This window comes from Candidatus Atelocyanobacterium thalassa isolate ALOHA, assembly GCF_000025125.1.
Lineage (GTDB): Bacteria > Cyanobacteriota > Cyanobacteriia > Cyanobacteriales > Microcystaceae > Atelocyanobacterium > Atelocyanobacterium thalassae.
The window spans coordinates 640,484-654,474 of the sequence record NC_013771.1 but is presented as its reverse complement, the minus strand read 5'-3'; the positions used below and the strand labels follow the sequence as shown (position 1 = coordinate 654,474).

The following is a 13,991-nucleotide window of genomic DNA, read 5'->3' as shown; positions in this document are numbered from 1 at the left end:
AATATTAAGTTAAGATTATCGAGAGCTTTAACTTTTTTAATGATTTAGTTTCTTCTCTGCTTAATTATCCTATAAAGTAATCAATGTTTGGTCTAATAGGTCATCTCACAAATTTAGAACATGCTCAATCCGTTGCTGGTAGACTTGGTTATACTGAGTATGGTAATCAGGGACTGGATTTCTGGTGCTCTGCTCCGCCATTAGTTGTTGATCATTTCCAAGTTACTAGTGTTACAGGACAGGTCATAGAAGGAAAGTATTTTGAGTCTTGCTTTTTACCGGAAATGCTTGTTAATCGGCGTATTAAAGCAGCAATTCGTAAAATATTAAATGCTATGGCGTTAGCCCAAAAAAATAACGTCAACATAACAGCATTAGGTGGTTTTTCTTCAATTATTTTTGAAGAATTCAATCTTAAAAATAACAAACAGGTACGTAACGTATCTTTAGAGTTTAATAATTTTACGACAGGCAATACTCACACGGCTTATATTATTTGTCGTCAATTAGAACAAGCTTCTAAGAAATTAGGAATTGATCTATCAAAATCAACTGTAGCAGTTTGTGGTGCAACAGGAGATATAGGTAGTGCCGTTTGTCGTTGGCTTAATGAGACTACCGATATTAAAGAACTTTTACTAATTGCTCGTAACCAAGATAGATTGCAAAAGTTACGTAGTGAATTAAATCAAGGACAGATTCTCGGCTTAGAGGAAGCCTTGCCGAAAGCAGACATCATTGTCTGGGTAGCAAGTATGCCAAAAGGAGTGAAAATTAACGCTGAAACTCTTAAGAAGCCTTGTCTAGTAATTGATGGAGGCTATCCTAAAAATTTAGGGACACAAATTCAACATCCCGATATTCATGTTCTTAAAGGGGGGATAGTGGAACATTCCTTAGATATTGACTGGAAAATAATGGATCTTGTCAGTATGGATGTTCCTTCTCGTCAAATGTTTGCTTGTTTTGCAGAAGCGGTTTTACTTGAATTTGAACAATGGTATACCAGCTTTTCTTGGGGGCGTAATCAGATTACTGTATCCAAGATGAAGCAAATTGGAGAAGCATCTATTAAGCACGGTTTTAACCCACTACTTAAATGGTAATAATTATTACTATTTAAATTAAAAGATAAGTATCTTTTGTTTTTTATTAAAGTTTAAAAACAAAAAATACTTATCTTTTAATCAATGTGAAAAAATTCTAAGCAAGGACTTTAGTATAAAGTTTGTTCCAATAATCAATTGTTTTTTTTGAGTAGGTAAACGATGCAAGTAAATTAAACGTCTTGCTATATAAGCTAATTGCCCTTCTATTTGTATTCCTAAAGAAGATACTGCAGCGTTTTTATTACCTAAAACAATCATTTCTCCTAATGGCTGATAGGAAAAAGATAAGAGAGAATTATTTACAATTGATGCCCATATATTCCAAGCACAATAATCTGCTTGTTGAAATGCAGTTTGAGCTGTTGGACATAACTTATTCTCCAGATTTTCTTGATATTCTGCAATATCACCAATTGCAAAAATCTCAGGATGATTAATTATTTGTAATTTAGAATTAATTATTAATGATCCTCTTGAATTTTTTAGTAAAGGTAATTTATTGATTATTTCTAGAGGTTTAGTCCCTATAGTCCAAATTACTAAATCCGTAGGAATAGTTTTATTTCTATTTTTATTTAATAGAGATAAGCTATTACTAGAAACTTGAGTTACTTTTGTTTCTAAATCAACAAAAATATGACGAGATTTCAGCTCTTTATTCGCAACATTTTGAATAAAATAAGAATAACTTTTTAAAATATTTTTATTTTTTTCTATTAGGCGAATTCTAGCTTTTTTCTGTAAAAGATCTGATAACTTACAAGCTATTTCTACTCCACTACTTCCGCCACCAACAATAGCTATACGAATTTTTTCAGTTTGTCTTTTTTCTAACGATAATAAGGTCTTTTTGATAAGGTAAGCATCATTAACTGTTCTAAACGGAATAGCATTTTCTTGAGCCCCGTCACAACTACCAAAAGAAGAGGAGACCCCAGTTGCAAGAACAAGCTTATCGTAATATAAATTACTCTTACCTTCTAATTGAATGATTTGTTTTTTTATATCGATCTCAGTTACTAATCCTTGCTGGAAAGAAATATTTGTATTTGCTAACAGTTTTTTAAAGGGAAAAGTGATCTCCTGCTCTTCCATTTCATTAGTTATTAATTCATAAAGAAGCGGAGTGAATAAAAAATGATTATTTTTATCAATTAGAGTTATTGTCAGATATTTGTCTCGTTTGACAAATAACTTTGAGAGACGTAAGGCTGTATAAAGACCACCAAAGCCTCCTCCAACGATACAAATACGTAATATCTTTCTTTTCCATAAAGATTACATTAGCAATAAATTCTAACTATAAAAGTAATTCTCGATAGTAGTAAATATTTAAGCACATCAGCTAAGATTTAAATATTTTGCTACGAAGTTTTAAAAAATATAACCACTACAAACTAATAATGATTGTACAAAATACTTAAACATCAGATAGTTGAATTAATAAAATTCAACTATAAGTTTTTATTAATATTCTAATTATTTTAAGAAATATGAATTTTTTCTATAATCTAAAAAAATAATCAAATAATTTCAACAAAAAAACATAGCAAAATTAAGTTAACCAAGACTTAAAGTCTTCAGTAAAAGAATTATTTAAAATAGATTTTCGAATATCTTGAGTAAATTTAACAAGTTCAGTAATATTATGTAACGACAAGAGAGTGTAACCTAACATTTCTTGTGATCTTACTAGATGATTTAGATATGCTCTTGTAAAGTTTAGGCATGTATAACAGGTACATTTTTCATCAAGTGGCCTAAAATCTTCTCGGAACTTAGAATTTTTGAGATTCCAGCGCTCTCCAGCGACCAGCGCTGTTCCATGACGACCAAAACGAGTAGGAATTACACAATCGAACAAATCTATACCAGAAGCAATTGCCATAGCTATCTCTTTATATGTGCCTACTCCCATCAGGTAACGAGGTTTATTTTCAGGAAGCAATGGAGCAGAGAATTGTACAATATCTTGAATTAGAGAAGAATCTTCTCCAACACTAACTCCACCAATAGCATAACCTGGTAAATTTAATTCAATTAACGATGATATGGCTTGAAGTCTTAATTGAGGAAAAGTCCCTCCCTGAACAATACCAAACAAAGCTTGATCTTCGACTCTATTATGAGCTTGTATACATCTTTTTAACCAGCGGTAGGTGCGATTAGTTGCAGATTCAACGATTTGATAATCAGCATTACCTGGAGGACATTCGTCAAAAGCCATTATAACATCTGCCCCTAATGCATTTTGAATATCAATCGATTTTTCTGGTGTCAATTTAATTATACGACCATCTTTTGGAGAACGAAATGTTACTCCTGATTCTGAAATCTCTCTAAGTTTACTAAGACTAAAAACTTGAAAGCCTCCAGAATCAGTTAAAATAGGACCATCCCAATGCATAAACTTATGCAAGCCTCCTGCTTTTTTAATAATACTTTCGCCTGGTTGCAGATGAAGATGATAGGTATTAGCTAAAATCATCTGTACTTCTGTATTTTTTAGCTGATTAGGCGTAATTCCTTTTACTGCAGCTATTGTTCCAACTGGCATAAATCTTGGAGTTTCTACTATCCCATGAGGAGTAGAGTAAATTGCTGCTCTAGCTTGAGTGTTACAGCATTTTTTTTGTAGTTGAAAAGAAAATTTCACAGTGATTACAATAAAGGTATATTTATTTAATTTAAAACGAGAACTTCATACTAAAAAATATTATTTAGTTGATAACTTTGGTAAAACTTAACATAATATTTATTATTAACTTACCATTTATCTTAAATGAGGCATCTAGTATACTATCAATAAAATTTTAAATTACTTGCTATTATCGGAATATTTAATTCTTATATTTTTTACATTAAAACTAACTTAATCAACTACTTTTATTGAATATTAAAAACTATTTTTTGTTCATAATGTAAATTATATAATTTTGCTTTCAATTATGTTAGATATCTCTAAAATTACTGAAAAAATTCCAAAAATTGGCAAATACTTAAGACAAGAAGCTTCCGCTAATTCTCAAAAATTAGAAAGAGGACGAACCATACTTCAAGAAGCACAAAAACAACAACAAAATTTAATTAAAAAATATTATGATTGGCATCAAGATTTAAATTTCAAGACGGCTATCCCTGTTGAGCCTTTAGATACTTGCCTAAATATTAATTGCAATTCACATGATCATAGTGTATTTGCTACCGATGGGTCTCAAATTGTTCCTTCACATCATGAAATTGCTTATTGTTATTTAATTAATATAGGTAGAGTCATCCTCCACTATGGAAAAATACTACATCCTTTATTAGAAAGTATTCCTGAGGTATATTATCATCCTGAAGATCTTAATATATCAAGAAAATGGGGGATTAAGACTGAAGAATGGCTATGCTATCAAAGACTTATATTAGAAAATCAAAACCTAGCACAAATATCATGTAATTGGGTTGATAACCTTAATAATTCTACTGGTCATTTTTTATCTATTGTCGATGGTCCTTTGACATATTGGTTTTTAGAAGGATTATCAGAAGAAGTTCATGATTTAATATTAGAGCCTATTCAAGAAGCTTGGGATAAGTTAAAGTTTTTCAATATTCCTTTAATAGGTTATGTTAGCTCTTCAAGTAGTATCGAAGGAATAAACTTCTTAAGATTACATAACTGTATTTTTGATAATCCTGATTGTGTTAATAATTGTAATAATTTTTTAAAAAGACAGACCCCATGCCAAATTATTGAACCTTTAAAAGATATTACTTTGTGGGGAGAAATTCTTAAACCAGGGCAAAGAGGTCCACTTTGGAAAAGTACTGCTAATATCCTGAAATCATATAAAAAAAAGCAACATATATATTTTTGCTATATAAATATTGGTAGTGAAATAGCAAGAATAGAATTTCCTGAGTGGGTTGCCGAAAATTCACGATTACTTAATCAAGCACTCGAAATAGTTTTCTCTCAAGTTAATAAAGGTTTCGGTTATCCAATAGCTTTATCAGAAGCTCACAATCAAGCTGTAATTCATGGACGTGATCGAAGACATTTCTTTTCTATGTTAGAGAGGCAAATGGTTCAATCTGGAATTCGAAATGTAAAAACTTCTTATAAAGAGACAAGAAAACGTAATAGTATTGCTTAAAAATATTTTTGATAACTTATTGTTAATAACCTTTCCATCATAGTGTTTTTATTAGCTATTATTTTTACTTAATATACAAAAGATATAAAAAAGTTTTAATTATCAAGCATCATATCTTCTTGACATGACATCTTTCTTTTCTAAAAATAATATAAGAGTCCAGTATAAAAATACTGAACTGCTTAAGATTATTTTACTTATAAATTTGATAACACATCATTGGCTGCTGCTAAAGTTTGTTCAATATCTTTAAAAGTATGAGCTAAAGACATAAAACCAGCTTCAAACTGTGAGGGTGCAAGATAAACACCTTTTTCTAGCATTCCTCTATGAAAGCGACTAAATTTGTTTAAATCAGACCTTTTTGCATCACTGTAATTATGTACAGGTCCTTCAGTGAAAAATAATCCAAACATAGCTCCGGAGTAACTACCACAAACAGCATGCCCTTTATTTTTAGCTATTTTTAGTAATTCTTCATTTAATTGTTTTGTGATTTCTTCTAGTTTTTCGTAAGTTGCTGGTCTTTGTAATATCTCTAAAGTTTTAATTCCAGCTGTCATTGCTAATGGGTTACCAGATAGAGTTCCTGCCTGATATACTGGGCCTGCGGGGGCAATCATGGACATTATGTCTGCACGACCTCCATAAGCTCCTACTGGCAAACCTCCACCTATTACCTTACCTAATGTTGTTAAGTCAGGAGTTACTCCTAATTTTTGCTGAGCTCCTCCATAAGCAATACGAAAACCTGTCATTACTTCATCAAAGGTTAATAAGGCGTTATTCACTGTAGTTAATTCTCGCAATCCCTCCAAAAATCCTGGATCTGGTTTGATAAAACCTGAATTTCCAACTACAGGTTCAAGTATAATTCCAGCTATATCATCAGGATGTTCTTTAAATAAATTCTTTACTGCTTCTAAATCATTGTAAGGAGCGGTTAATGTACTAGCAGTAGTACTCTTGGGCACTCCTGGTGAATCAGGAAGACCTAAAGTTGCAACTCCAGAGCCAGCTTTAACTAAAAACATATCAGCATGGCCGTGATAACAGCCCTCAAATTTTATAATTTTCTCTCTGCCAGTAAATGCTCGCATTAAACGTAATACTGACATGCATGCCTCAGTCCCAGAATTAACAAAACGAACCATTTCAATACTAGGAACAGCTTCAATAACCATTTCTGCTAATATATTTTCTAACAAAGATGGGGCTCCGAAACTTGTTCCATTTTCTAAAGCTTTATTTAGTGCATTTATAACTTCTGGATGGGCATGCCCACAAATAGCAGGTCCCCAAGTACCTACATAATCAATATATTGATTTCCATCTACATCCCAAGCATAAGCTCCTTTAACACGATCAAAAACGACAGGTTCACCATTAACTGATTTAAATGCTCTTACAGGAGAACTAACTCCACCTGGCATTAATTTTTGTGCAGCAGCAAAAATCTCTTTAGATTTTTTAGTAATTAGTGATGTGTTTGTATTCAAAGTTAGTCTCCATATTTATGAAAAATATTTATAATAATAAAGCCTACACCAAGTGATGTGTTTTTTCATTTTGATACATTAGACTTTACAGTTATTAGAATAATAACTAGAAATATTTTACTTAATTCTATAAAAAAAGATAGAACTAACCATCATAAATGTTATTAAATAAAAAACTATCTTTTTATAAAGTCAAAATACTTGTGATATCAAGTCATAGGTTTCCATATTTTAGAAAGGATTATTGAATATATAAATAGTTAGCATTTTTAAAATATTTCCCGATTTATTTCTCTAGAGTAATAATTAATTCTATGAAAGTTTTAGCACATTAATAATAGTTTGAATTTTATGTTTCAGGTTTTTACTTAAACAAAATATCGTTATTAAAGTAATATTTAAAGTATTAATTTCTAAAATGCATATCTTTGTATTTGTTATGTAAGCTTAACGATTACTCTTATTTTAAAAAAGTTTTTATTAATAAAGTATAGCTATACATAACTTATTTTTTGTACTAAGAAGATATACTAATTTTAATTGATATATATGGGATCAACATCAATTCTAAGCTTCACTGATGATGGACACATCTTATGCCAGGCTTTTATTTCAGCAGTAGTTACTTGCAGTTTTGATTTAAATTTAAGTAATATTTGCCATCGATAACGTTTTTCCAGTTTTGTTATGTTAGCAGGTGCAGGACCTAAAATTTCACAATCTAAAGTAAAGCTTTTTACTAAAAAATCATAAAAAACTTCAGACGTTTTTTCAACTTCTATAGCATTAAAACTACTTAGTTGAATTAGTAGTAAACGGCCATAAGGAGGAAGATTTAATTCCTCTCTTCGAATTAATTCTTTTTGAACAAAACCTTCGTAATTATGCTTTTTTACTGTTTGAATAACTGTATTTTCAGGAACATAAGTTTGTATTATTACTTGCCCAGGCTCTTTTCCTCTTCCAGCTCTTCCTGATACTTGCATTAATGTTTGAAAGGCTCTTTCTGATGCATAGTAATCAGATAAATATAATAATCCATCTGCAGAAACAACACCTACTAAAGTTACTCTATCTATATCTAAGCCTTTAGTCAACATTTGTGTTCCTACCAAAACATCAACTTTACCTTCAGAAAATTTGTTTAGCAAATTACGATAGGAACCTTTTTGACGGGTAGTATCGCTATCAAATCTCAGAAAACTTAGCTCAGGGAATTCCCTATTTAAAGCTTCAGTTACTTTCTGAGTTCCATTTCCAAAAAACTTAAAATATGGAGATTTACATTCAGGACAATTTACAGGTTGTAGTTGTGAACTATTACAATAATGACACTTTAATACCCCACAAGATTTATCATCATAATGATAAGCAAGTGAAACATCACAATTAGGACACTTCATTACATAACCACAACTTCTGCATGACACAAATGTACTGTGTCCTCTTCGACCAATAAAGAGAATCGCTTGGTGTTGTTGTTTTTTTAAGTTACTTAACGAATTTTTTAAGGAACGACTAAAAATTGATTTATTTCCTAGCTTTAACTCATTTCTCATATCAACAACTTCAATTGGTGGCAGTGGTCTTGAATTTATTCTCTCTGGTAAAGATAAATAGTGTGAATTTAAGGATGATTTATTAGAATGGTGAACAGAAATCCATGACTCTAGAGAGGGTGTTGCTGAACCTAATATAACTGGACAGTTCTCCAAGCCGCCTCTTATTTTTGCTACTTTTCTTGCATGGTAGGTTGGAGAGATTTGTGTCTGTTTAAAACTAGAGTCGTGTTCTTCATCTAAGACTATTAATCCTAAATTGAATAAAGGAGAAAAAACTGCTGATCTGGTACCAATAACTATTTTAGGTTTACCATCTAACATTTGCCGCCAAGTATCATATCTCTCTCCATCAGATAAATTACTATGATATACAAAAACCAAATCTTCAAACCTTTCTTGAAATCTATCCATTAACTGAGAGGTTAAGCCAATTTCAGGTACTAATACTAATGCTGACTTACCTTTATTTAATAATGTAGAAATTGCTTGTATGTAAACTTCAGTTTTACCCGAACCAGTTACCCCATGTAACAATACTTCAGCATACTGTTCTAAGCTATTAATGATATTTAAAGCTTTAGCTTGATCTGATGTTAGTGTTTTTTTAAGTCCTATTTTTTCTAGTGTTTGTTTTGGTAGTCTTAACTTTTCTCTATACTCAATGTAAAGATGTTTTTTATTTTCCAAGGCTTGAACTACTGAAAAGCTAACTTGGCTTGTAGCTAACAATTCACTTAGTAAGATACTACCGTTATTAAGTTGTAATATCTCTAAAACTACTAATTGTTTTGAAGTTAAATCACTAGAATTATCTTTGTCTAATTGTGTTACTAATTTTTGTTTTTTAACTTGAGAATTATTAGGCATTTCTAAATAGTCTTCTATCCAGCCTAGTTTTTTTAAAACTTTAATTCCCTTGTAATAATCTTTGATTTTACTCTGTAAATATTTAACACTATAACTTTTGCTTTTTGTCTTTTGAAGTAAATCTAAAATTTTGATACTAGAATTGTGTAAATCCTTTGTCTCATAATTTACCACTTCTGTTATTAGACGAATTCTTCTTTGTGACTTACCTAAAAGTCTTGGGGGTAAAGCTGCTTTAATAACATTAACTAAATCTGTATGATAATATTGTGCAACTTCATTCAACGTTTCCCAATATTTTTCAGAAAAAAAACTTGTTGTAATTACATCATTGATATATTTAATTTGCTGGTAATCAATATTATTAGGATAAGAAGTAACATAATTAAGAACAATACCCCCTATGATTCGTGCTTTAAAAGGGACATTAACAATATCACCAGGTTTTATTGTTAAATTTTCAGGGATACCATAAGTGTAGGGTTTTTCTAGTCCTGGACAATCAACTAAAACTTCAGCCATTTGAAAATTTGATTGATTAGATTTAGTAAAATATCTTTGATTAGGAATCATTAACTTTTTTTGACGAAATAAATATATATTACTTAAGTTTAAAAAGCTTATCATTTCTCTGAGTTATATGATAATCTCCCTCAAAAAAATTAAAATCTCTTGGAAAATATAAAGAGGTAATTGTCATACTATGTAATAAAGTTTACATAAATTAGGAAAGAAAGATAGTGAGTTATAGTATTGTTTATATACTGTAAAAATAAAATATGCCGACTCTAACTAATGGAAATTGAATGGCAAAGTGTAAAAAATTATGACGATATACTTTATAGTAAATTTAATGGTATTGCTAAAATAACTATTAATCGTCCGCATAAACGTAATGCTTTTCGTCCAAAGACTGTTTTTGAATTGTACGATGCTTTTTGTGATGCTCGTGAAGATAATACTATTGGTGTAATTCTGTTAACAGGAAAATCACCTCATACAGATGGTAAATACGCTTTCTGTTCAGGCGGCGATCAAAGTGTTAGAGGAAGTGCTGGATATATAGATAACGAAGGGATACCTCGTTTAAATGTTCTTGATTTACAAAAACTAATTCGTTCTTTGCCAAAAGTTGTTATTGCTTTAGTGGCTGGCTATGCAATTGGAGGAGGAAATGTACTTCAATTAATGTGTGACTTAACAATTGCAGCAGATAATGCAATCTTTGGACAAACAGGACCAAAAGTTGGCAGTTTTGACGGTGGCTTTGGAGCTAGTTACTTATCTCGAGTAGTTGGTCAGAAGAAAGCTAGAGAAATCTGGTTTCTTTGTCGTCAATATAATGCGATGCAAGCGTTAAAAATGGGATTGATTAATTGTGTAGTACCAATAGAGAAATTAGAAGAGGAAGGAATACGATGGTCTATGGAAATATTAGAAAAAAGTCCTATAGCAATTCGCTGTTTAAAATCTTCGTTTAATGCTGATTGCGATGGACAATCAGGCTTACAAGAATTAGCAGGTAATACAACTCTTTTATATTATATGACAGAAGAAGGCAACGAAGGGAAAAGGGCATTTTTAGAGAAACGTAACCCTGATTTCAGCCAATATCCATGGTTACCATGAATTCAGATGTAATAATTATATGTAAGAGAATTTTTCTATTTTTTCACATATCTAATATACATATTAAAAGCCTTCCTTTTATCTGCTAAAAGGAAGGCTTTTAATTGAAATATTAATTCTGGCATCGAACTATTGTTCCAGTGGGCTACCCCAAAAGTATCGTTGCCGCTGTCATGTTTAACTACCGAGTTCGGGATGGATCGGAGTGGGTCCATGACGCTCAAGACACCAGAAAATTCTTGATATATATTATATATACCCTCAAGACTGCAGTTAACAAGTCAACATTTAAAAGGTCAAGCCCTCGGTCTGTTAGTACACCTCGGCTCCATCCATTACTGGACTTCCACCTAGTGCCTATCAACGGGTAGTCTTCCCGTGACCTTACCAGGTTAACCCTGTGAGAGCACTCATCTTGAGGTGGGCTTCCCACTTAGATGCTTTCAGCGGTTATCCACTCCGCACTTGGCTACCCTGCGTTTACCGTTGGCACGATAACAGGTACACCAGCGGTGCGTCCTTCCCGGTCCTCTCGTACTAAGGAAGGCTCCTCTCAATGCTCTTGCGCCTACACCGGATATGGACCGAACTGTCTCACGACGTTCTGAACCCAGCTCACGTACCGCTTTAATGGGCGAACAGCCCAACCCTTGGGACCTACTACAGCCCCAGGTTGCGATGAGCCGACATCGAGGTGCCAAACCTCCCCGTCGATGTGAACTCTTGGGGGAGATCAGCCTGTTATCCCTAGAGTAACTTTTATCCGTTGAGCGACGGCCCTTCCACGCGGTGCCGTCGGATCACTAAAGCCGTGTTTCCACCCTGCTTGACTTGTAGGTCTCGCAGTCAAGCTCCCTTATGCTTTTGCACTCTTCGGCTGATTTCCAACCAGCCTGAGGGAACCTTTGCGCGCCTCCGTTACTTTTTAGGAGGCGACCGCCCCAGTCAAACTACCCACCTGAAACTGTCCTTTTCCCGGATAACGGGTTAAAGTTAGAATTCTAGCCTCCCTAGAGTGGTATCTCACTGTTAGCTCCATTTTCCCCACGAGGAAAATCTCTACGCTTCCCACCTATACTGCGCAAGGGAAGCCCGAACACAATTCCAAGCTATAGTAAAGCTTCATAGGGTCTTTCTGTCCAAGTGCAGGTAGTCCGTATCTTCACAGACAATCCTATTTCGCCGAGCCTCTCTCCGAGACAGTGCCCAAATCGTTACGCCTTTCGTGCGGGTCGGAACTTACCCGACAAGGAATTTCGCTACCTTAGGACCGTTATAGTTACGGCCGCCGTTCACCGGGGCTTCGGTCGCTAGCTTCGTCGAAACTAACCAACTTCCTTAACCTTCCGGCACTGGGCAGGCGTCAGCCCCCATACTGCGTCTTGCGACTTAGCGGAGACCTGTGTTTTTGGTAAACAGTCGCTTGGGCCTATTCACTGCGACCTGCTGTTAAACAGGCACCCCTTCTCCCGAAGTTACGGGGTCATTTTGCCGAGTTCCTTAGAGAGAGTTATCTCGCGCCCCTTAGTATTCTCTACCTTCCTACCTGTGTCGGTTTCGGGTACAGGTGATTAAAAATTAACGTGGTCCGGGCTTTTCTAGGAAGTATGATTCGTATTACTCCAGAGCCGTAGCTCCTTGGACTCGGCACTCAGCTCAGAACGTTTTCTCCGTTCCTCATAACCTCGTAGCCTTACACCGGTAACCATCATCCGGCTAATACTAAACCTTCTCCGTCCCCCGCCACAATCTTTAATCAGTACGGGAATATTGACCCGTTGTCCATCGACTACGCTTTTCAGCCTCGCCTTAGGCCCTGACTAACCCTCCGCGGACGAGCCTTCCGGAGGAACCCTTAGGATTTCGGGGCATATGATTCTCACATATGTTTTCGCTACTCAAGCCGACATTCTCACTTCTATACTGTCCACACCTGCTTGCCGCTAGTGCTTCACCCTATATAGAACGCTCCCCTACCACTACATAAGTAGTCCACAGCTTCGGTAGAATGCTTAGCCCCGTTCATTTTCGGCGCAGGAGCGCTTGACCAGTGAGCTATTACGCACTCTTTCAAGGATTGCTGCTTCTAAGCAAACCTCCTGGTTGTCAAAGCACCCCCACCTCCTTTATCACTTAGCATTCATTTTGGGACCTTAGCTGGTGGTCTGGGCTGTTTCCCTTTCGACGATGAAGCTTATCCCCCACCGTCTGACTGGCTGATGCTTATAGAGTATTCTGAGTTTACGTCACTTTGGTACCGCTCTCGCAGCCCGCAGCGAAGTAGTGCTTTACCCCTCTATAAGGTACACAACCGCTGTGCCTAAACACATTTCGGGGAGAACCAGCTAGCTCCGGGTTCGATTGGCATTTCACCCCTAACCACAGCTCATCCGCTAATTTTTCAACATTAGTCGGTTCGGACCTCCACAAGGTATTACCCCAGCTTTATCCTGGCCATGGTTAGATCACCCGGGTTCGGGTCTACAAACTGTGACTAACGCCCTATTCAGACTCGTTTTCACTTTGGCTTCGTGGTAATTCCACTTAACCTGCCACAGCCTGTAAGTCGCCGGCTCATTCTTCAACAGGCACACGGTCAGACGTTCAATCGTCCTCCCATTGCTTGTAGGCTAACGGTTTCATGTTCTATTTCACTCCCCTCCCGGGGTTCTTTTCACCTTTCCCTCGCGGTACTGTTTCGCTATCGGTCACACAGGAGTATTTAGCCTTACGAGGTGGTCCTCGCTGATTCACACGGAATTCCACGAGCTCCGTGCTACTCGGGATACAGTTAGGCTGGTCAAGTTTTCGATTACAGGACTTTCACCCTCTATGGTGCAGTATTCAGCTGCTTCATCTAACTATTACAGTCCACGTTACTGTCCCACAACCCCATCAACCGTAGTCGATGGTTTAGGCTGGTCCCTTTTCGCTCGCCGCTACTGGGGGAATCGCTTTTGCTTTCTCTTCCTCGGGTTACTAAGATGTTTCAGTTCGCCCGGTTTGCTCGTATCATCCTATATATTCAGATGACCGTATCAGGGTTGCCCCATTCGGAGATCTCCGGCTCAATGCTTGCTTCCAGCTCCCCGGAGTGTATCGTCGGTAACCACGTCCTTCTTCGCCTCTGTGTGCCTAGGTATCCACCGTTAGCCCTTTATAACTTGACCTTTTTGGTCT

7 protein-coding genes and 2 rRNA genes are annotated in these 13,991 nt (G+C 35.3%); 3 read left to right on the top strand and 6 right to left on the bottom strand.

The features are described 5' to 3' along the window. The first annotated feature begins 83 nt into the window (after window positions 1–83). Window positions 84–1,106, top strand: coding sequence for a long-chain acyl-[acyl-carrier-protein] reductase (locus UCYN_RS02725; protein ID WP_012953968.1), 1,023 nt, complete (start codon window positions 84–86; stop codon window positions 1,104–1,106). An 81-nt stretch (window positions 1,107–1,187) separates the two neighbouring features. Here the strand turns inward: UCYN_RS02725 and UCYN_RS02720 are convergent, their stop codons facing one another. Further along, on the bottom strand, window positions 1,188–2,354 hold the full coding sequence (locus UCYN_RS02720) for an NAD(P)/FAD-dependent oxidoreductase (RefSeq protein WP_236608146.1): 1,167 nt from the start codon (window positions 2,352–2,354) through the stop codon (window positions 1,188–1,190). A gap of 310 nt (window positions 2,355–2,664) precedes the next feature. Continuing rightward, the gene (tgt, locus tag UCYN_RS02715) at window positions 2,665–3,765 is read right to left on the bottom strand and encodes a tRNA guanosine(34) transglycosylase Tgt (RefSeq protein ID WP_012953966.1); all 1,101 of its coding nucleotides are present in this window, start codon (window positions 3,763–3,765) and stop codon (window positions 2,665–2,667) included. A gap of 292 nt (window positions 3,766–4,057) precedes the next feature. Between tgt and UCYN_RS02710 the strand changes: the two genes are divergently transcribed. Further along, the gene (locus UCYN_RS02710) at window positions 4,058–5,254 is read left to right on the top strand and encodes a DNA double-strand break repair nuclease NurA (RefSeq protein ID WP_012953965.1); all 1,197 of its coding nucleotides are present in this window, start codon (window positions 4,058–4,060) and stop codon (window positions 5,252–5,254) included. Window positions 5,255–5,451: 197 nt separating this feature from the next. Here UCYN_RS02710 and hemL read toward each other — a convergent pair whose 3' ends face one another. Together hemL and priA are read right to left on the bottom strand one after the other, a co-directional pair. Next, window positions 5,452–6,687 (bottom strand): glutamate-1-semialdehyde 2,1-aminomutase, encoded by a 1,236-nt coding sequence (gene hemL, locus UCYN_RS02705; RefSeq protein WP_407078875.1) that lies wholly within the window; start codon window positions 6,685–6,687, stop codon window positions 5,452–5,454. 602 nt (window positions 6,688–7,289) lie between these two features. Then, on the bottom strand, window positions 7,290–9,755 hold the full coding sequence (gene priA / locus UCYN_RS02700; protein WP_041487738.1) for a primosomal protein N': 2,466 nt from the start codon (window positions 9,753–9,755) through the stop codon (window positions 7,290–7,292). A gap of 222 nt (window positions 9,756–9,977) precedes the next feature. Here priA and menB point away from each other — a divergent pair, with 222 nt between their 5' ends. Further along, window positions 9,978–10,811, top strand: a complete 834-nt coding sequence (menB, locus tag UCYN_RS02695) for a 1,4-dihydroxy-2-naphthoyl-CoA synthase (RefSeq protein WP_012953962.1) — start codon at window positions 9,978–9,980, stop codon at window positions 10,809–10,811. A 116-nt stretch (window positions 10,812–10,927) separates the two neighbouring features. On the opposite strand, the gene rrf is transcribed toward menB, so the two are convergent. Continuing rightward, window positions 10,928–11,044 (bottom strand): 5S ribosomal RNA (gene rrf / locus UCYN_RS02690). A 59-nt stretch (window positions 11,045–11,103) separates the two neighbouring features. Continuing rightward, window positions 11,104–13,981 (bottom strand): 23S ribosomal RNA (locus UCYN_RS02685). Between the last annotated feature and the right edge of the window lie 10 nt (window positions 13,982–13,991).